Source organism: Leucobacter weissii (genome assembly GCF_017565745.1).
In the GTDB taxonomy this organism is placed as follows: Bacteria; Actinomycetota; Actinomycetes; order Actinomycetales; family Microbacteriaceae; genus Leucobacter; species Leucobacter weissii.
Map to the genome: position 1 here is coordinate 46,185 of NZ_JAGDYM010000009.1, position 20,664 is coordinate 66,848.

At 70.4% G+C, this 20,664-nt stretch carries 20 protein-coding genes; 9 read left to right on the plus strand and 11 right to left on the minus strand.

From position 1 onward, the window contains the following. Positions 1-307 precede the first annotated feature (307 nt). From J4H92_RS15745 to J4H92_RS07840, 3 genes are all read left to right on the plus strand, one after another. Positions 308-625: a GNAT family N-acetyltransferase gene (locus J4H92_RS15745; RefSeq protein WP_208097623.1), complete on the plus strand. Its 318-nt coding sequence runs from the start codon at positions 308-310 to the stop codon at positions 623-625. Positions 626-697: 72 nt separating this feature from the next. Further along, positions 698-1,060, plus strand: a complete 363-nt coding sequence (locus J4H92_RS07835; protein WP_208097624.1) for a VOC family protein — start codon at positions 698-700, stop codon at positions 1,058-1,060. A gap of 48 nt (positions 1,061-1,108) precedes the next feature. Next, on the plus strand, positions 1,109-2,062 hold the full coding sequence (locus tag J4H92_RS07840) for an NAD-dependent epimerase/dehydratase family protein (RefSeq protein ID WP_208097625.1): 954 nt from the start codon (positions 1,109-1,111) through the stop codon (positions 2,060-2,062). Between the two features lie 35 nt (positions 2,063-2,097). On the opposite strand, the gene J4H92_RS07845 is transcribed toward J4H92_RS07840, so the two are convergent. Genes J4H92_RS07845 through J4H92_RS07855 form a run of 3 tightly spaced genes read right to left on the minus strand, consistent with a single transcriptional unit; the run spans position 2,098 to position 4,939 of the window. Then, entirely contained in the window at positions 2,098-2,661 is a 564-nt protein-coding gene (locus tag J4H92_RS07845; protein WP_208097626.1) for a hypothetical protein, read from the minus strand. After that, complete coding sequence (gene zapE, locus J4H92_RS07850; protein WP_208097627.1) at positions 2,658-3,716, minus strand: cell division protein ZapE; 1,059 nt, start codon at positions 3,714-3,716, stop codon at positions 2,658-2,660. Before zapE ends, J4H92_RS07845 begins: the two co-directional genes overlap by 4 nt. An 11-nt stretch (positions 3,717-3,727) precedes the next feature. Further along, the gene (locus J4H92_RS07855; protein ID WP_208097628.1) at positions 3,728-4,939 is read right to left on the minus strand and encodes an alpha/beta hydrolase family protein; all 1,212 of its coding nucleotides are present in this window, start codon (positions 4,937-4,939) and stop codon (positions 3,728-3,730) included. A 107-nt stretch (positions 4,940-5,046) separates the two neighbouring features. Here J4H92_RS07855 and J4H92_RS07860 point away from each other — a divergent pair, with 107 nt between their 5' ends. The 4 genes from J4H92_RS07860 to J4H92_RS07875 all read left to right on the plus strand — a co-directional run bounded on the left by J4H92_RS07860 (position 5,047) and on the right by J4H92_RS07875 (position 10,333). After that, a complete protein-coding gene (locus J4H92_RS07860) occupies positions 5,047-5,646 on the plus strand; it encodes a DUF3000 domain-containing protein (protein WP_208097794.1) in 600 nt (199 codons plus the stop codon). 11 nt (positions 5,647-5,657) lie between these two features. Then, on the plus strand, positions 5,658-6,842 hold the full coding sequence (locus tag J4H92_RS07865; protein ID WP_208097629.1) for an HRDC domain-containing protein: 1,185 nt from the start codon (positions 5,658-5,660) through the stop codon (positions 6,840-6,842). A gap of 132 nt (positions 6,843-6,974) precedes the next feature. Next, positions 6,975-8,177 carry a thiolase family protein gene (locus tag J4H92_RS07870; protein ID WP_208097630.1) on the plus strand — a complete coding sequence of 401 codons (1,203 nt, stop codon included), beginning with the start codon at positions 6,975-6,977 and terminating at the stop codon, positions 8,175-8,177. 5 nt (positions 8,178-8,182) lie between these two features. After that, entirely contained in the window at positions 8,183-10,333 is a 2,151-nt protein-coding gene (locus J4H92_RS07875) for a 3-hydroxyacyl-CoA dehydrogenase NAD-binding domain-containing protein (protein ID WP_208097795.1), read from the plus strand. Between the two features lie 102 nt (positions 10,334-10,435). Here the strand turns inward: J4H92_RS07875 and J4H92_RS07880 are convergent, their stop codons facing one another. The 7 genes from J4H92_RS07880 to dut form a co-directional block, all read right to left on the minus strand. Beyond that, on the minus strand, positions 10,436-10,741 hold the full coding sequence (locus J4H92_RS07880; RefSeq protein ID WP_208097631.1) for a hypothetical protein: 306 nt from the start codon (positions 10,739-10,741) through the stop codon (positions 10,436-10,438). Between the two features lie 66 nt (positions 10,742-10,807). Next, positions 10,808-12,742 carry a 1-deoxy-D-xylulose-5-phosphate synthase gene (dxs, locus tag J4H92_RS07885; protein ID WP_208097632.1) on the minus strand — a complete coding sequence of 645 codons (1,935 nt, stop codon included), beginning with the start codon at positions 12,740-12,742 and terminating at the stop codon, positions 10,808-10,810. A gap of 45 nt (positions 12,743-12,787) precedes the next feature. Next, complete coding sequence (locus J4H92_RS07890) at positions 12,788-13,438, minus strand: antibiotic biosynthesis monooxygenase (protein WP_208097633.1); 651 nt, start codon at positions 13,436-13,438, stop codon at positions 12,788-12,790. A 128-nt stretch (positions 13,439-13,566) separates the two neighbouring features. After that, positions 13,567-16,257 (minus strand): aconitate hydratase AcnA, encoded by a 2,691-nt coding sequence (gene acnA, locus J4H92_RS07895; RefSeq protein ID WP_341783039.1) that lies wholly within the window; start codon positions 16,255-16,257, stop codon positions 13,567-13,569. A gap of 99 nt (positions 16,258-16,356) precedes the next feature. Beyond that, entirely contained in the window at positions 16,357-17,151 is a 795-nt protein-coding gene (locus J4H92_RS07900) for a DUF3159 domain-containing protein (RefSeq protein WP_208097635.1), read from the minus strand. Positions 17,152-17,153: 2 nt separating this feature from the next. Then, positions 17,154-17,840 (minus strand): DUF3710 domain-containing protein, encoded by a 687-nt coding sequence (locus J4H92_RS07905; protein ID WP_208097636.1) that lies wholly within the window; start codon positions 17,838-17,840, stop codon positions 17,154-17,156. A 67-nt stretch (positions 17,841-17,907) separates the two neighbouring features. Beyond that, on the minus strand, positions 17,908-18,357 hold the full coding sequence (dut, locus tag J4H92_RS07910; RefSeq protein WP_208097637.1) for a dUTP diphosphatase: 450 nt from the start codon (positions 18,355-18,357) through the stop codon (positions 17,908-17,910). Between the two features lie 49 nt (positions 18,358-18,406). On the opposite strand from dut, the gene J4H92_RS07915 reads away from it, so the two are divergent. Then, positions 18,407-18,868 carry a DUF3093 domain-containing protein gene (locus tag J4H92_RS07915; protein ID WP_208097638.1) on the plus strand — a complete coding sequence of 154 codons (462 nt, stop codon included), beginning with the start codon at positions 18,407-18,409 and terminating at the stop codon, positions 18,866-18,868. 131 nt (positions 18,869-18,999) lie between these two features. Here J4H92_RS07915 and J4H92_RS07920 read toward each other — a convergent pair whose 3' ends face one another. Next, positions 19,000-19,290: a DUF4193 domain-containing protein gene (locus J4H92_RS07920; protein ID WP_208097639.1), complete on the minus strand. Its 291-nt coding sequence runs from the start codon at positions 19,288-19,290 to the stop codon at positions 19,000-19,002. Between the two features lie 233 nt (positions 19,291-19,523). Here J4H92_RS07920 and sepH point away from each other — a divergent pair, with 233 nt between their 5' ends. After that, the gene (sepH, locus tag J4H92_RS07925; protein WP_208097640.1) at positions 19,524-20,663 is read left to right on the plus strand and encodes a septation protein SepH; all 1,140 of its coding nucleotides are present in this window, start codon (positions 19,524-19,526) and stop codon (positions 20,661-20,663) included. Position 20,664: the final 1 nt, after the last annotated feature.

Genomic DNA, 20,664 nt, shown 5'->3' on the forward strand with positions numbered 1-20,664 from the left:
ATTCTTCCACGATTCTGATATGAATCTATCCATTTCTCCGTGAACTTCCCCTGGAATCTCGAATAGCACCAGAACTACCGTTGCTTGCATGACATCCGCAGAGCCGGTGACCCGGCAACCGCCCGCCCGAACCCTCCCGTCACCGCGGCAACCTCGAGAACCTCGCGCGGTCGCAGCGCCGCCCCCTCCTGAGCGGCCGGCGCGCCTCACGGAGATCGCGATTCGTGCGGCGCGTCTCGCCGACCGAGCCGGGCTCGACCGCCTGATTCGCGGGCAGGAGGAGCGCGGCTCCACTCCCCCGAGCGTCGTGGATCCCATCGAAACGCTCGAACACGCCGGTGCCGCGGACGGATCGCCGTGCATCGTCGCCGTCGACGGGGAGACGGTCGTGGGGTTCGCGATATGGAGCCTCGATACGGTCTCGGAGAACGGCGAAGGGCGCGCCCGCCTCGAGACTCTGCACCTGCGCGCCGACCTCCGCGGCTCGGGCATCGGGCGACGGCTGTTCGACCGCGCCGCGGCCGATGCGGCGGAGGCCGGCGCCGCGGAGATCCGGTGGGGCACCCCCGGTCAGCCGTCTGGACGCGTGCTCTCCGTGCGACTGGAACGCACCGGTTCGGACTGAAGCCTCCCGACTCGGCGCTGATCGACACGCCGCGTGCTCGACAGCAACGCGTCCGCTGCCTACCCTTGGGGCATGATCGGCACACTCCACTCCATAGTGATCGACTGCCCGGATCCGCCCGCGCTCGCGGAGTTCTACCGCGGCATCCTCGGCGGGGAGATCCTCTCCGACGATCACACGGACGCCGACGACCGCTGGGTGGATCTGGCGCCGGCTTCGGGTCCCAGGCTGAGCTTCCAGCGCTCCCCCGGCTACGTCCCGCCGCGATGGCCCGGAGACGACGGCGACCAGCAGTCGCACCTCGACGTGCTGGTGGAGGATCTCGACGCCGCCCACGAGCATCTGCTGGCGCTGGGCGCGCGCCATCTCGAGAGCCACGCGACCTTCCGCGTCTATCTCGACCCGGTCGGTCATCCCTTCTGCACGATCGTCTGAGGCGTGTCTCCTCTTGCCTTGGCGCGCCGCCTCGACGAGACTTGACGCGTGACCGGAACGCGCGAACTCCACCTGATCGTCGGTGCCGGCCCCATCGGCTCCGCACTGGCCGCGAGGCTCTCGGATGAGGGGCTCAGCGTGAGGGTCGTCACCCGCTCGGGCCGCGCCGTCGAGGCCCCGGGGGTCGAGTCGATCGCCGCGAACGCGGCCGACGCGCAGGCCCTCGCCGAGTTGAGCCAGGGCGCGGCCGCGATCTACAACTGCGCCAACCCGGGCAGCTACGCGGTGTGGCAGCGCGAGTGGCCGCCGCTCGCCGCCGCTCTGCTGAGCGCGGCCGAACGCAGCGGAGCGGTCCTGGTGACGATGAGCAACCTCTACGGGTACGGCCCGGTCGACGGGCCCATCACGCACCGCACCCCCCTGCGCCCGAGCGACCACAAGGGCGAGCTGCGCGCCCGGATGTGGCAGGACGCCCTGGAGGCGCATCGGGCCGGACGGGTTCGGGCCACGGAGGCGCGGGCTTCGGACTACATCGGCCCCTCCCTGCCGGTGGGCAGCGGACTGATCGCGATGTACGCCGAGTCCGTGCTCTCGGGCAGGACCGCCAACGTGTTCGCGGATCCCGACCAGCCCCACACCTGGACGGCGATCGAGGACGTGGCGGCGACCCTCGCCGGGATCGGACGCGACGAGCGGGCCTGGGGGTCGGCCTGGATCGTCCCCTCGAACCCGCCGCAGAGCCCGAGGCGGGTGCTGCAGGATCTCGCCCGGCTGGCGGGCGCCGACGAGCCGCGGCTGCGCCGTATCCCTCGCTGGGTGCTGCGCGCCGGCGGGACGGTTTCGCCGCTGCTCCGCGAGGTGCTGGGCGTGCTCTACCAATTCGACGCCCCCTTCGTCGCCGATGGCGCCGAGACCCGCCGCGTCTTCGGGATCGAGGCGACCCCTTGGGAGACGATCCTCGACGAGACGGCTGCCGCCTGGAGCGCTCGGGCGAAGAGGTGACCCGCGCTCGGGCGCGGCGTCTCAGGGGCGGCGGCTCAGAGCGGGATCCGATGCGACCGCACGACTGCGGCGACCGCTCGATCGAAGGCCGCTCGGTCGAGGCCCATCGTCTCGCGCCGCATGCCCCCGTCCGTCACGCGGAGCAGCCGCTCCGGGGAGAGGAAGCTCTCGCGACCCTGCGGATCCCAGGGCCCGGTGCCGACCGGGACGAACCCCCGGTGCTGCTTCGTGCTGAGATAGCATCCGGCGAACGCTCCGTCCGACAGGCTTGCGATGATCAGCACAGGGCGGTCCTTGCCCCGTCCGTCGTTCTCCACGTAGGGCACCCAGGTCCAGACGACCTCACCAGGATCCGGCTCTCCGTCCAGCAGGGGCGAATAGCTGGGCCGCAGCGACCGGATCTCGTCCGTCCGCAGGTCCCGGGTCCCGTCCGCGTCGAGATCCGCCCGGGATCGGGCGGGTCCCGCGCGGGGGTCCTCCCGCCACGTCGCGACCGGCAGGTCCGGTTCCCCCCGGCCGGAGGTGCCGTCCGCACCTCTGCGCAGGGATCCCGCGACCGCTTCGATGAGGCGGCTCAGCACGCCGCCTCCGCGACTCATCGCTCGCCCTCCCCCTGGGTCAGCGCGTTGAGCCGGGACATGCAGCGCAGGTACTTCTTGCGATAGCCGCCGTCGAGCATGCCTCCGGCGAAGATCGAGGTCAGCGGCACGCCGGTGGCGCAGATCGGGATCTGCGCATCGTAGACGCGGTCGATGAACGCGACGAAACGGAGCGCCGCCGACTGGTCCGTGAGCTCGTGCACCTCCCGGAGGCCGATGGTGCTCACCCCGCTGAGCAGGCCGATGTAGCTGGAGGGGTGGACGGTGGCGAGATGGGCGATGAGCGCGTCGAACGAATCGTCCGTCATCCGTTCCCCGGAGGCGGCGACGTCGGCGATCACGAAGCGGTACGCATCGTCGCTGAGCGTCACCGCGTCTCCGTCGATGTCGCGCTGCCGGTAGTCGACGCCGTCGATCCGCATGGTCACGAAGCGGTCGGCCATCGCCTGGATCTCGCGCAGGAAGTCCGCCGCCGCGAATCTCCCCTCACCGAGGGCGTTGGGGGGCGTGTTCGACGTCGCGACGATGCGCGAGCCGGTGCCGACGAGATCCCCGATGAGTCGGGTCATGAGCATGGTGTCGCCCGGGTCGTCGAGCTCGAACTCGTCGATGCAGATCAGGCGCGCGCCCTGCAGGACGGCGACGGCACCCGAGTAGCCGAGCGCGCCGACCAGGGCGGTGTACTCGATGAACGTGCCGAAGTACTTCCTCCCGGCCGTCGCGTGCCAGGTGGCCGCGAGCAGGTGCGTCTTGCCGACGCCGAAGCCCCCGTCGAGATACACGCCTGGCTTCGCGACTCCGCTCGGCCTCGGCTCGGCCTTTTTCCGCCGTCCGAAGAGCCCCGACCGCTGGGGCGGCGCCTCCGGCTCGGCGAAACGGCGCAGGGTGTCCCGAGCCTCGGCCTGCGAGGGATAGTCCGGGTCGGGGCGGTACGAGTCGAAGCTGGCCCCGTCGAACTGACGCGGGGGCACCATGTTGGCGACGAGCTCGGCTCCCGCGATGCTCGGGTGGCGATCGACGAGGCGGGCAGAGCTGTGCTGCGAGGATTCTGACATCGTGGTCAAGTCTACGGTGTGCGCTCTCCCTCGGTGAGCCCGCGGACGAACGTTTCCGTCGCCCGCTCCCAGGAGCCGGGATCGACGTTCCAGAGCTTGACGTGCTCGCCTGCGCCCTGGCGCAGCCTCACCGACTCCGGCTTGAGCTCGGCGAGCCGTCTGGCCCCCTCCCAGGGGACGAAGGTGTCGCCGGGACTCGCATGGATGAGCACGGGGACGCGCAGCTCCGCGGCGAATCGCTCGGGGCTCAACGAGGCGATGTCGGTGGATCGGCGGCCCGGCACCGCGCCGCGGACGATACCGAGCTGCATGAGCGCACCCGCGAGGCGGGCGACGCCCGTCGGCACGCGCGAGAGACGGGCCTGCCGATCGAGCAGACCGCTCCAGTCGACCGCCGGCGAGTCCAGCACCAGGCCGTCGACGAGGCCGTGCTGCGGCCCGCGAGCGGCCGCGATCAGACACGCGGTGCCGCCCATCGACCAGCCTGCGAGCGTGACCGATGTCGCGCCCTGCTCGCGCACCCAAGCCAGCGCCGCGTCCACGTCGCGCGACTCGGCCAGCCCGAGTCCGTATCGGCCGCGCAGACCGCGTGGCGCCCCCGGATCGTTGCGGTACGCGAGGATCAGGCTCGTGATCCCCGCCCGGGCGAAGGGGGCCACACCGCGAAGCGTCTCCTCCGGCAGCGCGCCCCGGCCGTGCACGTGGATCGCCCAGCGGCCGTCGAGCGCACGATCGGCCGGCGGGGAGACGATCCAGGCCCAGCTCGGCCCGCCCTCGAGGCGGAGCCCGACGCGACGCGTCTCGAAGCCGAGCTCCGCCGGGTCGGTGTACCACCAGCCCGTGACCCGCCCCCGCGCGCCCGGGCGCAACGATCCGCGGTCGACGGCGAGCACCTCGCGCGCCACGAGTCGATCCCGGCCCCTCACGACCTGCTCCAGCGCCGCCCCCAGGCGCGCGTGGGAGGAGCCGTCGTCGAAGATGAAGGAGTACTTGCCTGGGAGCGCCGCATCCGGTCCGCGCAGCCAGATCCGCCCGCGGCCGTCGGCATCGGAGTCGACCGCGCGCACGATCGTGCGCGCCTCGGGAAGCCGTGCGGGGGTGAGCACGCGCCTGGCGAAGTGAGCGGACAACCCGATCGCGGCGCCGACCGTCCCGGCGGCGGCACCCGCGATCACCACCGGTGTCCGGGCGATGCGACCCGAACGATATCTGCGAACCGTCATGTGCGTCTCAGCCTTCCGTTCGAACGGACGCTCAGCGCCGACGAAACACGCCTCATCGGCGTGGCAACGTCCGAGCGCTCCCTGCTAACTCTAATCTCGGCCATGTGATGACACGCCCGGGCGACGAGGACACGGTGTTCGAGAATGCCGTGTCGCAACTGCGCTCGGCCAGGATCCGCGAGGAGCTCCGCGTCCGCGAGATCCCCGCGCCGGAACGGATCGCACCGCGATCCGTCGCCTTCTCCGCCGGGGTCATCCACGGCCAGTCCCATCCCGGAGACGAGGAGAGCGATTCGCCCTACGGGGCGGGTCGCCTGGTGCTCATGCACGATCCGGCCTCGGCCGAGGACTGGGGCGGGCCTTTTCGCATCGTCTGCTTCGCGCAGGCGCCGTTGGAACTGGAGATCGGCATCGATCCCTTCATCGCCGATGTCGCCTGGACCTGGCTGACCGACGCGCTCGAATCGCGCGGTGCGGCCTACACCTATGCGTCGGGAACGGCGACGAAGACCCTCTCGACCGGCTTCGGCACGCTCGAGCGCCAGGGCGATACCGCGCAGATCGAGATCCGCGCGTCGTGGACGCCGCTGGGAGACAACTTCGGGCCGCACGCCGAGTCATGGGGCGAGCTGCTCTGCCTGCTCGCCGGCCTGCCGCATCACGAGGGCGTCCCCTCGCTCGGTGCGCAGCGGGCCAAGCGCGGATAGGCGCGTCGGGGATGGTCGAACAGCACGAACTCGGGACCACCTGGTCCCTCGTCTCCGACGACGATGCGCTGGCGCGCGCCGCGGAGTCGCTCGCCTCGGGGCGCGGGCCGGTGGGCGTCGACGCCGAGCGCGCGTCGGGCTTCCGCTACGGAGGCGAGGCCTATCTGGTGCAGGTCTCCCGCAGGGACGCGGGCACCTTCCTCTTCGACCCGACGACCATCGGCGGGTTCGCGCCCCTCGGAGACGCCCTGAGCGGGGAGGAGTGGATCCTGCACTCCGCGAGTCAGGACCTCGCCTGCCTCGCAGCGCTGGGGCTCTCTCCGGAGCGGCTCTTCGACACGGAGCTCGCCTCGCGGCTGCTCGGCTTCGAGCGCGTCGGCCTCGGCAGCATCGTGGAGCGCCTGCTCGGGATCCATCTGGAGAAGGCCCACTCCGCCTCGGACTGGTCGCGCAGACCGCTCCCCGACGCCTGGCTGGAGTACGCGGCGCTCGACGTGGCGCTGCTGCCCGATCTGCGGGACGCGGTCGCGGAGGAGCTCGATGCGCAGGGGAAGACCGAGATCGCACTGCAGGAGTTCGAGTCGGTGCGGACCAGACCGCCGAAGCCCGCCAGCGCAGAGCCGTGGCGTCGGCTCAGCGGCGGCAATCGTCTCAAAGCGTCTCGGGAGCTCGCGATCGCTCGGGAGCTGTGGTTCGCCCGCGACGAGCTGGCGAGGGCCGAGGACACGGCCCCGGGACGCTTGCTGCCGGACTCGTCGATCATCGTCGCGGCCTCCGCGATGCCGCGCTCGGCCGCCCACCTCGCGGGCCTGAGCGATTTCCGCGGACGGGCGAGCCGCAGGGAGCTGGACCGATGGTGGCGAGCGGTGCTGCGGGCCAAGACCAGCGACGATCTCCCCGGGCCCCCGAAGCGGGAACCGGGATCGATCCCCCACCACCGCAACTGGGCCCAGCGACATCCGGAGGCGGCGGCCCGGCTCGCCGCCGCGCGCGCGGCGCTCGCCGAGGAGGCGGAGCGTCTGACCATGCCCCTCGAGAATCTGCTCACTCCCGACACGCTGCGCCGGCTGGCCTGGGATCCGCCCTCCCCCGCCACGCCAGAAACCGTGTCGGCCCGCCTCCTCGAACTCGGCGCACGCCCCTGGCAGGCGATCGCCACCGCCGCGGTGATCGCCGAGGCTTTTGTAGACCACTGATAAACCAGCCCGCGCAGCTCTCGTCGCAGGCATGGCTTCGGCACGGCCTTCGCGCGGACTCAGGCTTCGTTTCTAGTATTGGAGGCAGCGCGATCCACGCGCTCGATTCTGCACGGTTGCAAAGGAGGAGCAGTGTCCACTCAGAGAGATGTGGTCTTCGTCGACGGGGTGCGCACTCCGTTCGGACGCGCAGGCGAAAAGGGCATGTACTGGGGTACGCGCGCCGACGATCTCGCGGTCAAGGCGCTGCAGGGCCTGCTGGAGCGCCAGCCCGACCTGCCCCTCGACCGGATCGACGACGTCGGCATCGCGGCGACGACGCAGCAGGGCGACCAGGGGCTCACCCTCGGCAGGACGGTGGCGATCCTCGCGGGGCTCCCCGTCACCGTTCCCGGCTTCGCCCTCGACCGGATGTGCGCTGGCGCCATGACGGTGGCGGCCTTCAGCGCAGCGGCGATCGGAGCGGGGCAGTACGACCTGGCCGTGGCCGGCGGGGTGGAGCACATGGGGCGCCACCCGATCGGGCTGGACTCGGATCCGAACCCGCGCTTCGTCTCGGAGAAGATCGTCAGTCCGGACGCGCTCAACATGGGCGTCACCGCGGAACGTCTGCACGACCGCTTCCCCGAACTCACCAAGGAGCGCGCCGATCGCTTCGGCATGCGCAGCCAGCAGAAGGTGCAGGAGGCCTACGACCGCGGCGACATCCAGCCGGATCTCGTGCCCGTGGCCTTCCGCACGGCGGAGGGCTGGGGTCTCGCCACCGAGGACGAGGGACGTCGCCCCGAGACCACCCTCGAGGGCCTGGCCGGCCTGAAGACGCCGTTCCGCCCGCACGGCCGCGTCACTGCGGGTACCTCGTCTCCGCTGACCGACGGCGCGACGATGTCGCTGCTGGCCGGATCCGACACCGCGGCGGAGCTCGGACTGACGGCGAAGATGCGGTTGGTCGGCTTCGCCTTCGCCGGCGTGCAAGCCGAGGTGATGGGCCTCGGCCCGGTCCCCTCCACGGAGAAGGCGCTGAAGCGCGCCGGGCTCGGGATCGACGACATCGGACTCTTCGAGCTGAACGAGGCGTTCGCCGTGCAGGTGCTCTCGTTCACGGACCACTTCGGCCTGGCCGACGACGACCCGCGGGTCAACCCGTGGGGCGGGGCGATCGCCGTCGGGCACCCTCTCGCCGCCTCCGGCGTGCGGCTCATGATCCAGCTCGCCCGCCAGTTCGAACAGCGGCCTGACGTGCGCTACGGACTCACCGCGATGTGCGTGGGCCTCGGTCAGGGCGGCACCGTGATCTGGGAGAACCCGAACTTCGACGGCAAGAAGGGCAAGTGAGCATCATGACCGACTACAGCACCATCGATTTCACCCCGCTGCTCGAGGCCGCAGAGGATGAGGTGATCACGCGCAGCTACGTTCGCGATGTCGCGCTCCCCTCTGGCGGCGTGCTCGCCCTCATCACCCTCGACAACGGGCACGACCACCGCCGCCCCAACACCCTCGGCCCCCGCACGCTCGCGGAGCTCGAGAGCGCGCTCGAGTCCCTCGGCGCGCGGGCCGCGGCGGGCGAGATCGCGGCCGTCGGCATCACCGGCAAGCCCTTCATCTTCGCCGCGGGCGCCGACCTCTCGAAGGTCTCGACCCTCGCCGACGAGCGCAACGCCAGACTGATGGCGCAGTTCGGGCACCGCGTGCTCGGGCGCCTGGGCCGCCTCGGCGTGCCGTCCTTCGCCTTCGTCAACGGCCTCGCGCTCGGCGGGGCGATGGAGATCGCGCTGAACTGCGATTACCGCACCCTCGACTCCTCGACTGCGGCGCTCGCCTTCCCGGAAGTGTTCCTGGGGCTCATCCCCGGCTGGGGCGGGGCCACGATCGTGCCGAACCTGATCGGCATCGAGAGCGCGCTCGAGATCATCGTCTCCAACCCGCTGAAGAACAACCGCATGCTGAAGCCGCAGCAGGCCTACGACCTCGGCCTCTTCGACGCCCTGTTCGGCTCGGCGAGCTTCCTCGAGCGCTCCATCCGCTGGGCCGACGGCGTACTGAACGGCGCCGTCGACGTGAAGCGGCCCCACGTGCCGGGCAAGACCGAGCGCCTCATCAAGTGGCCGGCGGCGATCAAGATCGCCCGCGATACGCTCACGGCGAGGATCGGCACGGCGGCGAAGGCGCCCTACGTCGCACTCGATCTGCTCGCCGCGGCGAAGGACGGGAACATCGAGAAGGGCTTCGCGCGGGAGGACGAGGCGCTGGCCGAGCTGATCGCCGGAGACCAGTTCCACGCCTCGATCTACGCCTTCGACCTCGTGCAGAAGCGCGCGAAGCGCCCCGCCGGCGCACCGCCGAAGGAGCTCGCCCGGCCCGTCCGGAAGGTCGGCATCATCGGCGCCGGCCTGATGGCGAGCCAGTTCGCCCTGCTCTTCGCCCGCAAGCTGCGGGTTCCGGTGCTCATCACCGATCTCGATCAGGCCCGGGTCGACAAGGGCATCGACTACATCCGCGGCGAGATCGACAAGATGCTCGACAAGGGCCGCCTGACCTCGGACGACGCCAACCAGGTCAAGGCGCTCGTGAGCGGCACGACCGACAAGTCGGCGTACGCCGACTGCGACTGGGTGATCGAGGCGGTGTTCGAGGAGCTCGGGGTGAAGCAGCAGGTGTTCGCGGAGATCGAGCCGATCATCCGGGAGGACGCCGTCATCGCCACCAACACCTCTTCGCTCTCCGTCGAGGAGATCGGGGCGAAGCTCGCCCACCCGGAGCGTCTCGTCGGCTTCCACTTCTTCAACCCCGTCGCGGTCATGCCGCTCATCGAGGTCGTCCGGGTGCCGAGCACGAGCGAGGAGACGCTCGCCACCGCGATGGAGACGGCGAAGAAGCTCGGCAAGAGCGCCGTGATCACCGCGGATCGTCCCGGTTTCGTCGTGAACCGCCTGCTCGCCAAGGTGATGGGCGAGGCCGCGCGAGCGCTGGACGCGGGCACGCCGCTTCCGGTCGTGGAGCGGGCCTTCGCACCGATCGGGCTGCCGATGGGCCCCTTCGAGCTCATCGATCTGGTCGGCTGGAAGGTCGCCGCCCACGTCCAGGACACGATGGTCGCCGCCTTCCCCGAGCGCTTCTACGCCTCGGAGAACCTGCACGCGCTGGCCGAGATCGAGGAGCCGCTCGTCAAGAACAAGCACGGCAAGGTCGAGGATCTGTCGAAGGCGGCGAAGAAGGCGCTGAGCTTCGGGCGAGACGCCGTGAGCGAGGAGGAGATCCTGCGCCGCGTCGAGGACGAGCTGGCGGGAGAGATCAGGATCATGCTCGATCCGGCCGATCCGGGCGGCGGCGTGGTCGCCGCCGCCGAGGACATCGATCTCTGCCTGATCCTCGGGGCGGGCTGGCCGTTCCAGGCCGGAGGCGCGACCCCCTACCTCGACCGGGTCGGCGCGAGCGAGCGGGCCTTCGGGTCCACGTTCCACAACCCTCCGGTCGCCGGCGTGAGCTGAGCCGGGATCGACCGCCCGGAACGGTTCTCGGGGACGCATATGACGGTTGCATTCCGAGCATGCCCGTCATATGCGTCCCCGATTCGGTGAACGCCCCGGCCGTCAGTGGGTTTCGTTGAACACGACGGCGAGCAGACCGGACCCCGTGTACCGAAGGGCGCACGTGTCTCCCGGGAAGGGCGCATCGAGCAGTTCGATCAGCGCGCCGATGCGGGCGGAGTCACCGGTGATGTCCGCGAGTGGTGCCCCGTACCACCAGTAGATGACGTGATCCGCGCGCGCGACCTCGGCGGCCACGCTCTCCCGATCCTGCTCGGGATCATCGACGGCACGATCGAGCCGCACACCGGAGGGCAGCTGCAAACGGTCGCCGGGCAGGAGGCGGAGATTCACGGGCTGGCGCTTCACGACTACCAGGGTACGTTGCTGAAGTCTGCACGCGCAGTCGCACTCGTCGTCGAAATCAGCTCGCGTTCAGCGGGGGCGGGCGACGGGGATCTTGGTCCCACGCACCTGCTCGATGACATCAGCGGCGATCCGGTCGGCCGTGAGCCCGGCCTCCGCGAGCAGTTCGGCCCGGCTCGCGTGCTCGAGGAACTCGTCGGGCACGCCCAGTTCGCTCACCGCGGTGTCCACCCCGGCGTCGCGGAGGGCCTGACGGATCCTCGTGCCCACGCCGCCCACGCGGATGCCGTCCTCGATGCTGACGAGCAGGCGGTGGCCGCGGGCGAACTCCACCACCGACGCCGCGACCGGCACCACCCAGCGGGGGTCGATCACGGTCGAGGTGATGCCGTGCTCCTCGAGGAGCGCGGCGGCCTCGAGAGAGATCCGGTTCATCGGCCCCACGCCGACGAACAGGACGTCGACCTCCGCGCCCTCGGCCGAGTCCCCCGGCGCGGGATCGCGCAGCACATCGGTCCCGTCGTCCGTCCGGCGCGACGCGGAGATGGGCTCGCCCACGGCCCCCTTCGGATAGCGCACCACGGTCGGTCCGTCGTCGATCTGCACGGCCTCACCCAGAAGCTCCCGCAGGGTCGCTTCGTCGCGCGGCGCCGCGATCCGGATCCCGGGCACCACCTGGAGCGCCGCGAGATCCCAGACCCCGTTGTGGCTCGCCCCGTCCGGCCCGGTGACGCCGGCCCGATCGAGGGCGAAGGTGACGCCCGCGCGGTGCAGGGCGACGTCCATCAACAGCTGGTCGAAGGCGCGGTTCACGAAGGTCGCGTAGAGGGCGACGACCGGATGCAGCCCGCCGTAGGCGAGGCCTGCCGCGGTCGTCGCCGCGTGCTGCTCGGCGATCCCCACGTCGTAGACGCGATCCGGGAACTCCTCGGCGAAACGGTCGAGCCCGGTGGGCGCCAGCATCGCCGCGGTGATGCCGACCAGCCGTTCGTCGTCCCGCGCGAGCTCCACCAGGCGCTCGCCGAACACGCTCGTGAAGCTCGGACCCGTCCCCCCGTTGACGGCGGCCCCCGTGTCCGGGTCGATCTGTCCGATCGCGTGGAACTGGTCGGCCAGGTCGTTCTCGGCCGGCGCGTACCCGCGCCCCTTCTCGGTGATGACGTGCACGAGCGCCGGTCGCCCGTAGCCCTTCGCCTGTCGCAGCGCCTCCTCGACCGCTTCCAGATCGTGCCCGTCCACCGGGCCGACGTACTTGATGTCGAGATTGCTGTACAGATCCTGGTTGTCCGACGCGCGGCTCACCAGCCCGCGCACCGCTCCGCGGGCCGCGCGGTAGATCACGCGGCCCGGCGCGCCGAGCGCGCCGAAGAGCCGCTCACTGCCCTCCTGCAGGTCGCGGTACCCGCCGGTGACGCGCACGCTGTTCAGGAATCTCGCCATGCCGCCGATGGTCGGCGCATAGGATCGGCCGTTGTCGTTGACCACGATCACCAGGTTGCGGTCGTTGTCGTCGGTGATGTTGTTCAGCGCCTCCCACGTCATCCCGCCCGTCAGCGCGCCGTCGCCGACGACGGCAACGACATGACGATCCTGCTGCTCGGGATCGCTCTGCGCGCGCCTCGCGAAGGCGCGGCTGATACCGTCCGCCCAGCTCAGCGAGCTCGAGGCGTGCGAGCTCTCGACGATGTCGTGCTCGCTCTCGGCCCGCTGCGGATAGCCGGCGAGTCCGCCGCGGCGGCGCAGTTCGGAGAAGTCCTTGCGCCCGGTCAGCAGCTTGTGCACGTAGCTCTGGTGTCCGGTATCCCACACGATGGGGTCGCGCGGCGAGTCGAATACGCGATGCAGCGCGATGGTGAGCTCGACGACGCCGAGGTTGGGCCCCAGATGACCGCCGGTCTTCGACACCTCCGAGATGAGGAACTCGCGGATCTCCGCGGCGAGCCGCTTGAGCTCCTCCGTCGTCAGCGCGTCCAGGTCGCGCGGCCCGTCGATTCGTTCGAGCATCACCCCAGCTTAGTGCGCGCCGCGCCGACCTCCTCGCCGTGGCGCTCAGGATCCGCGGGCCGCGCGCGCGTCGAGCGCCTCGCGCAGCGAGCGCTCGCTCCGGATCACCCCGGGATTGCGGCGCAGCCACGGGCGGAGCACGCGGGTCACGACCGGCATCACGGCGAAGATCATCAGCGGCGCGAGCACCCCGGCGAGCACGGCGGCGCGGAGAGCCAGAGGCCAGGTCTCCCAACCGGGCAGCAGTGCCACCGCCGGCACCACGGCGAGATTCATCAGGAAGACGCCGATCCATATGGCGCACATCTGCTTCCAGCGGAGAGGCGCCGATCTGACTCCGATCGTGCGCACCGTGCCCGTCCGGCCCACGACCTCGCGGCGCAGATCGGGACCGTCGAACCAGCCCTCGATGCCCGTGCGTCGCTGGACCCGCTCGCCCCGCACGAGCGGGTCGCCGCTGCGGAGCCAACGCAGGCGCTCCTCGGAGTTCTCCCACGCCCGCAGCGCCGCCTCGTCCCTGAAGCGATAGACGACGTGCAGCACGTTCTCGTCCTCCGCATCGCGCAGCACTCCCCCGCCGAGACAGCCCTCGAAGCTCCGTGCGAGGGCGAGCCCCTCGTCGATCCAGGCGATGGCGTCACCGGATTGGTCAGGGCTCGTCTGGCGTCGGACTTCCACGGTCACCGGAAGGGTCATGGGGACCATTCCAGCAGATCAATGCTTCGCGACTGTTTCGCCGCGTAACCGAGGAGTAACGCCGGGCTGGGCATCTCCTGAGGGGCCACGAGGCCCGGGGGCGGCGCGCCGCCCCCGGCTCCTCCCGCCTAGACGAGCGAGCGCAGGACGTACTGCAGGATCCCGCCGTTGCGGTAGTAGTCGGCCTCGCCCGGGGTGTCGATGCGCACGACGGCTTCGAAGGACACGACCGAGCCGTCCTCCTTCGTCGCCGTGACCGTCAGCGTCTTCGGCGTGACGCCCTCGTTGAGCTGCGTCACCCCGATGATGTCGAAGGTCTCGGTCCCGTCGAGTCCCAGGCTGTCCGCGCTCTGCCCGAGCGGGAACTGCAGCGGCAGCACGCCCATGCCGATCAGGTTGGAGCGGTGGATCCGCTCGAAGCTCTCGGTGATGACGGCCCGGACCCCGAGCAGCCTGGTGCCCTTCGCCGCCCAGTCGCGCGAGGACCCCGAACCGTACTCCTTGCCGCCGAGGACGACGAGCGGAATGCCCGCCGCCTCGTAGTTCTGGCACGCGTCGTAGACGTAGGCCTGGGGGGCGCCGGGCTGCGTGAAGTCGCGGGTGAAGCCGCCCTCCACGCCCGCGCCGTCGTTCTCCGCGGCGAGCAGCTGGTTGCGGATGCGGATGTTCGCGAAGGTGCCCCGGATCATCACCTCGTGGTTGCCGCGGCGCGAGCCGTAGGTGTTGAAGTCCTTCGGGGCGATGCCGTTCTCCACGAGATACTGGCCGGCGGGGGTCTCCGCCTTGAAGCTGCCGGCGGGGCTGATGTGGTCGGTGGTGACCGAGTCGCCGAGCTTCAGGAGCACACGAGCACCGGTGATGTCGGAGACCGGGGCGGGTTCGAGCGGCATGCCGTCGAAGTACGGCGCCTTCCGCACGTAGGTCGACTTCTCGTCCCATTCGAAGGTGTTGCCGGTCGGCGTGGGCAGCGAGTTCCAGTGCTCGTCGCCGTCGAACACCGTCGCGTACTTCGAGTTGAACATGTCGCTGTCGATCGACTCGTCGGCGATCTTCTGCACCTCGACCGGATCGGGCCAGATATCGCGCAGGAACACGTCGGCCCCCTCCGAGTCCTGGCCGAGCGGCTCGTTCTCGAAGTCGAAGTCCATCGATCCGGCGAGGGAGTAGGCCACGACCAGCGGCGGGCTGGCGAGGTAGTTCATCTTGATGTCGGGGTTGATGCGGCCCTCGAAGTTGCGGTTGCCCGAGAGCACCGCGGTCACGGCGAGGTCGTGCTCGTTCACCGCCTGGGAGATCTCCTCGTTCAGCGGCCCCGAGTTGCCGATGCAGGTCATGCACCCGTAGCCGACCAGGAAGAAGCCGAGATCCTCGAGGTGGGACTTCAGGCCCGACTTCTCGTAGTAATCGGTGACGACCTTCGAGCCGGGGGCGAGCGTGGTCTTGACCCACGGCTTCGCCTTGAGCCCGCGCGCGTTCGCGTTCCGCGCGAGCACGCCGGCCGCGAGCATCACGGACGGATTCGAGGTGTTCGTGCACGAGGTGATGGAGGCGAGTGTGACGGCTCCGTGGTCGATCTCGAACTCGCGCCCCTGCTGATCCTTCACCTTGGCCGGGTTCGCCGCCTGCGCGTAGTTCAGCAGATCGCTCTCGAACTGCTCCTTCGAGCGCGACAGCTCGATGCGGTCCTGCGGGCGCTTCGGCCCCGCGATCGAGGCCACGACCGTGCTGAGATCGAGCTCGAGGTACTCGCTGTACTCGGGCTCGTGCTCGGGATCGTGCCACATGCCCTGCGTCTGCGTGTAGGCCTTGATGAGCGCGAGCTGCTCCTCGCTGCGGCCGGTGAGGCGCAGGTAGTCGAGGGTGACCTCGTCGACGGGGAACATCGCGGCGGTCGAGCCGAACTCGGGGCTCATGTTGCCGATGGTGGCGCGGTTGGCGAGCGGCACCGAGCCTACGCCCTCGCCGTAGAACTCCACGAACTTGCCGACGACGCCGTGCTTGCGCAGCATCTGGGTGATCGTCAGCACGACGTCCGTCGCGGTCACGCCGGCCGGGATCTGGCCGGAGAGCTTGAAGCCCACCACGCGCGGGATGAGCATCGAGATCGGCTGGCCGAGCATGGCCGCCTCGGCCTCGATGCCGCCGACGCCCCAGCCGAGCACGCCGAGGCCGTTCTGCATGGTCGTGTGCGAGTCCGTGCCGACGCACGTGTCCGGGTAGGCCTGCAGCACGCCGTCCACCTCGCGGGTGAAGGTCACGCGGGCGAGGTACTCGATGTTGACCTGATGCACGATGCCGGTGCCCGGGGGCACCACCTTGAACTCGTCGAAGGCGCCCTGGCCCCAGCGCAGGAACTGATAGCGCTCGCCGTTGCGCTGATACTCGATCTCGACGTTCTTGGCGAACGCGCCGGGGGTGCCGTAGACGTCGGAGATGACCGAGTGGTCGATCACCAGCTCGGCGGGGGCGAGGGGGTTGATCCGGTCGGGGCTGCCGCCGAGGTCGACCACGGCCTCGCGCATCGTGGCGAGATCGACCACGCAGGGCACGCCGGTGAAGTCCTGCATGATGACGCGCGCGGGCGTGAACTGGATCTCGGTGTCGGGCTCGGCGCCCGGATCCCAGCCGCCCAGCGCCTCGATGTGCTGCTTCGTGACGTTCGCGCCGTCCTCGGTGCGCAGCAGGTTCTCGAGCAGCACCTTCAGGCTGTAGGGCAGGCGCTTCGCGCCCTCGACGCTCCCCACGTTGAAGATCTGGTAGCCCTTCCCACCGACCTCGAGAGTGCTCTGGGCGCCGAAACTGTTGAGTGATGCCATCACCGCTCCATCCAAAAATATCTTGATATCAAGACAATTCTACACCGCCCCGCGGACGCGGCGGTTCGATCGGACCCACGCGCCGGAGCTCCGACCGGCGTGTCATTCGTCGGATGAAGAACGGGTGCCCTCACCTGGCGCGGAGCCCGCGGCCTCGGCCCGGGCCTCGTCCGCGTCCACCGCCGAGCTGACCCTCGCCAGCACCAGCCAGGTGAACAGCACCGCGAGCGCGAACAACGGAACCCCCATCACCAGTCTGGCCACGCCGAGCGCTTCGGTGTCATCCGCGAAGTAGAGCGGGAGCTGGACGAGGAGCCTGGCCGCGAACAGGGCGATCCAGACCAGCGTGCACAGCACCGCGGCGCGACGGAGCACCGGCACCTTGCGCCAGGCGGTGAGCGAGCCGCGCAGGAAGCCGAGCAGGAGACCGATCAGCGGCCAGCCGACCAGCAGCGAGACGGTGTGCGCCAGGATCCACGCACCGTTGATGAAGAAACCGGGGACGAAGTAGCTGCTCCCCTCCCCGGTGAACATCACGGCAGCCACGCAGACCACCACGCCGAGGACCCCGGAGAGCGCGGCGGAGAGCGGCTCCCTGCGGATCAGCCGCACCACGACGGCGAGCACCGCGATGGCCAACGGGGCGATCGCCGCGATGCGCGCGTCCTTCGCGAGCACGTAGACCACCAGGAACAGCGTCGCGGGGACGAACGCCTCGACGAGGCCGCGCACGCCTCCGATCGCGTCGAGCACGCCCCGCGCCGTGACCGCTTCCCCGCCGAGCCCGGCCTGGACGGCACGGCCGAGGCCGCCGAGCCGCGCATCCCGCTCGCCGTCGCCGCTCGGCTCCGCCGAATCCTCGGGCTCCGCGCGACCCCCCGGCCGGTCCGGGCCCATGCCTACGCCGACCCGCCCGCGGCCGCCTGGCCGTTCGGCTGAACGCCGGCCGGAACACTGAGGGGAAGCAGCTCGCTCGGAGGCATCGGCTGATCCCCGCGCACGATCACCGTGTCCCGGAAGAGCTCGTCCACCTTGGCCCGGGCCTCGGAATCGCCGGTGGCGCGCCCCATGATCGCTCCGCGCAGCAACCACCGCGGGCCGTCCACCCCCACGAAGCGCACCGCGCGCGTGCCGCCGCCCTGCTCCGCGGGCACCGGCGCCGCTGCGGCGAGCTCCGGTCCGAACGCGCCGGATTCCTCCTGCACGCTGCTGCCCTGCGAGGCGAACTGCTGCGCGATCTCGCGGCGCACGCCGTGCCACAGCCCCGAGCTCTTCGGCGCGCTGAACGCCTGGAGCTGGAGCACCGAATCGGCGTACTCGAGCGTCACCGCCACGACGCGCTTCGAGCGCTCATCCACCTCCAGCCGGAGCTGGAGCCCCTCCCGAGGCGCGATCTTGACACCCCCCAGATCGACGTAGGGGCGCATCGCGGGCACCTCCGACGCGTCGAAGGGCCCGGCCGTCTCGCGATCCTCCGGAGCCGACTTGGCGTCGTCCTCCGCCGCGCGGCCCTCCTCGGGGTCGATCTCGCTCAGAGCGACCGCGTCGCCCGCCTCCGAAGGGTTCTCAGATGTCTCGTCGCTCATGATCCTCGTCTTGCTTCCTTTACGATTCGGTCGTTGGAACTGCTCGCACGCACTCGCCGCCGCGCGGTCACGCGGAATCCCGGACACCCGTGGAGCCGAACCCGCCGACTCCCCGCTCGCTCGGCGGCAGTTCGTCCGCGGGCAGGAATCGCGCCTGCGACACCGGCGCGACGATCAGCTGGGCGATGCGGTCCCCCGCCTCGATGCGGAAGGGCTCGCTCCGGTCGGTGTTGATCAGCGGCACCTTGATCTCGCCCCGATACCCCGCGTCGATCGTGCCGGGAGCGTTCAGCACGGTGATCCCGTGCCTCACCGCGAGGCCGCTCCGCGGCACCACGAATGCGGCGAACCCCTCCGGCAGCGCGAAAGCGATGCCCGTGCCGACCAGGGCGCGCTCCCCCGGTCCGATCACCAGCTCCTCTGCGCTGCGCAGGTCGGCGCCGGCGTCCCCGGGCTTCGCGTACAGCGGGAACTGCTCCGGAGAGCCGACGGTCGGAAGGTCTACGAGATCGCTCACCCCGATAGGCTAGCGGATCGCCCGCCGCTCCTGCCGAGATAATAGGAGTATGACCGCAATACCCGCCGCCGCCCGCTACCGGGAGCGCTTGTCGCCCGGCCCCTGGATGTTCATCGCCCTGCTCCTGCTGGTGCCGGCGGTGATGCTGGTGGTCACTCCGCTGAATCCGGCCCTGGCCGTCCCGATCGGAGTCATGGCCTACGCGGCGGTGGCGGGATCGCTCGTGCTGTTCGCACCCGTCGTCCGCGTCGAGCACGGCGAGCTCACCGCAGGCGCGGCACGCATCCCCATCACCGTGCTGGGCGAGGCCGAGGCACTCGGCAGAGACGGACTCCGCGAGGCGATCGGGCCCGGCCTCGACGCCCGCAGCTACCTGCTGGTGCGCGGATACATCCATCGGGCGGTGCGCATCGACGTCCGCGACCCGGCGGATCCCGCCCCGTGCTGGATCATCACCACGCGCCGGCCGGACGAGCTGATCGCCGCGATCGACGCCGCCAGGAGCGGATGAGGAACCGCCCCGCCCCGTGCGAGCATTCCGGCGCAGTGGCGCCGCCGCAGAATGCCTGAAAAGCGATGCTTTTCAGTTCGAGCATTCCGGCGCAGTGGCGCCGCCGCAGAATGCCTGAAAAGCGATGCTTTTCAGTTCGAGCATTCCGCGCAGATCGGACCGAGATCGGTCTCGTGATCCATCTGCGAGCGGTGCCGGACCAGGAAGCAGCTCACGCAGGTGAACTCGTCATCCTGCTGCGGCAGCACCACGACATCGAGCTCGATGTCCGACAGATCGGCGCCCGCCAGCTCGAACCCCGGGTTGTCGGCGTCCTCCGAATCGATCGCGGACTCGCCCTTCGCGGGCACGCGCTCCTTCAACGCCTCGATGGACTCGGCGTCTTCCTCGGACTTGCGCGGAGCGTCGTAATCGGTGGCCATGCTCTCCTGTTTCTCGTCGTCTGTCTCCGCCTGACTGCATCGACTGCGGCCATAGTTTGCCCGAGTTGGGCCTCGCGCGCAAACTCTCGGCCCGTGAGTTCGCTGAGTGCGTAAGCGACCGAGGGTCGAGGCGACGGAGATCGTCCGGTGAAGTTGCCCAACCGCCGCGTCAATGAGCGGAATGCGGGCTCGGATATGCGACGCTAGGCTGGATTCGCAAGGAGGATGTCGCGATGGATGAACTGCGTTTGGTGCGGCGCGAGGACCGCTCGCTCATCGTGGCGACGGACTCCGGCGAGGAGTTCCGGCTCGTCGTCGACGACTCGCTGCTCGCGGAGCTCCGCCACCTCTCCCGCCCTCCGCGCGGGTCCCTGAGGATCAACCCCCGAGAAGTGCAGTCGCTGCTCCGCTCCGGCAAGACCCGCTCCGAGGTGGCCGCGGCCACCGGAGCCGAGGAGAGCGACATCGAGCGCTACGAGGAACCGGTGCTCGCCGAACGGCGCTACATCCTCGAACTCGCACAGGCCGTTCCCGTGCGGACCAGCCCCGGCGAGAGCCCCGAGGAGCGGTTCGGCGACGTCATCACGGCGCGGCTCGACGGCCTCGCCGCCGAGAACGTCGTGTGGAGGTCCTGGCGCGACGAGGACTCCGGCTGGATGATCGGCCTCGATTTCGTCTCCCGCGACGCGGCGCATCAGGCGGTGTGGTCGTTCGAGCACCGCAAGGCGCTGCTCTCCCCCGTGACCCCCCACGCCGTCTCGCTCTCGAAGCAGGGGGATCTCGGGGATCAGCTGATCCCGAAGCTCAGGGCCGTCGACGCCGAGGACCGCTTCGACTCCGGCGCCTTCGATCCCGAGCGCCTCACGGCGGGGATCGACGCGCAGGCGGACGGGGATGAGCCGGAGCGCCCGATCTCGAGCCACGTCGCGGCGGACCACCCGTCGACCGGCTCCATCCCCGTGATCGACGCCGAATCGGAGTATCTGCGACGGCAGCACATCGAGGAACGGGCGATCAAGACGCCCGAGGCGGAACTCCCGGATCTCGGCCAGACCGCGGACCTGCTCGACGCGCTGCGCCGGCGCCGGGGCGAGCGCGACGTCGAGCACACCGAGGCGGTGCGGGACAACGAGCCGCTGCCCTTCCCCGGCGCCGGACAGGCGGCGACCGGGGAGCATCTCGGCGAGCCGGTCGGCGCGGACGGATCCGACGAGCCGCGAGCGGACGGTTCGGAGCAGGCGCCGCCGGCGGAGCCCGACGCCGCCGCCGCGGAGAGCTCCGCCGCGGAGAAGAACCGGAAGAAGGGCCGGACGGCGATCCCCAGCTGGGACGACATCCTCTTCGGCACCCGCGGCGACGAAGACCCGAGCTGAG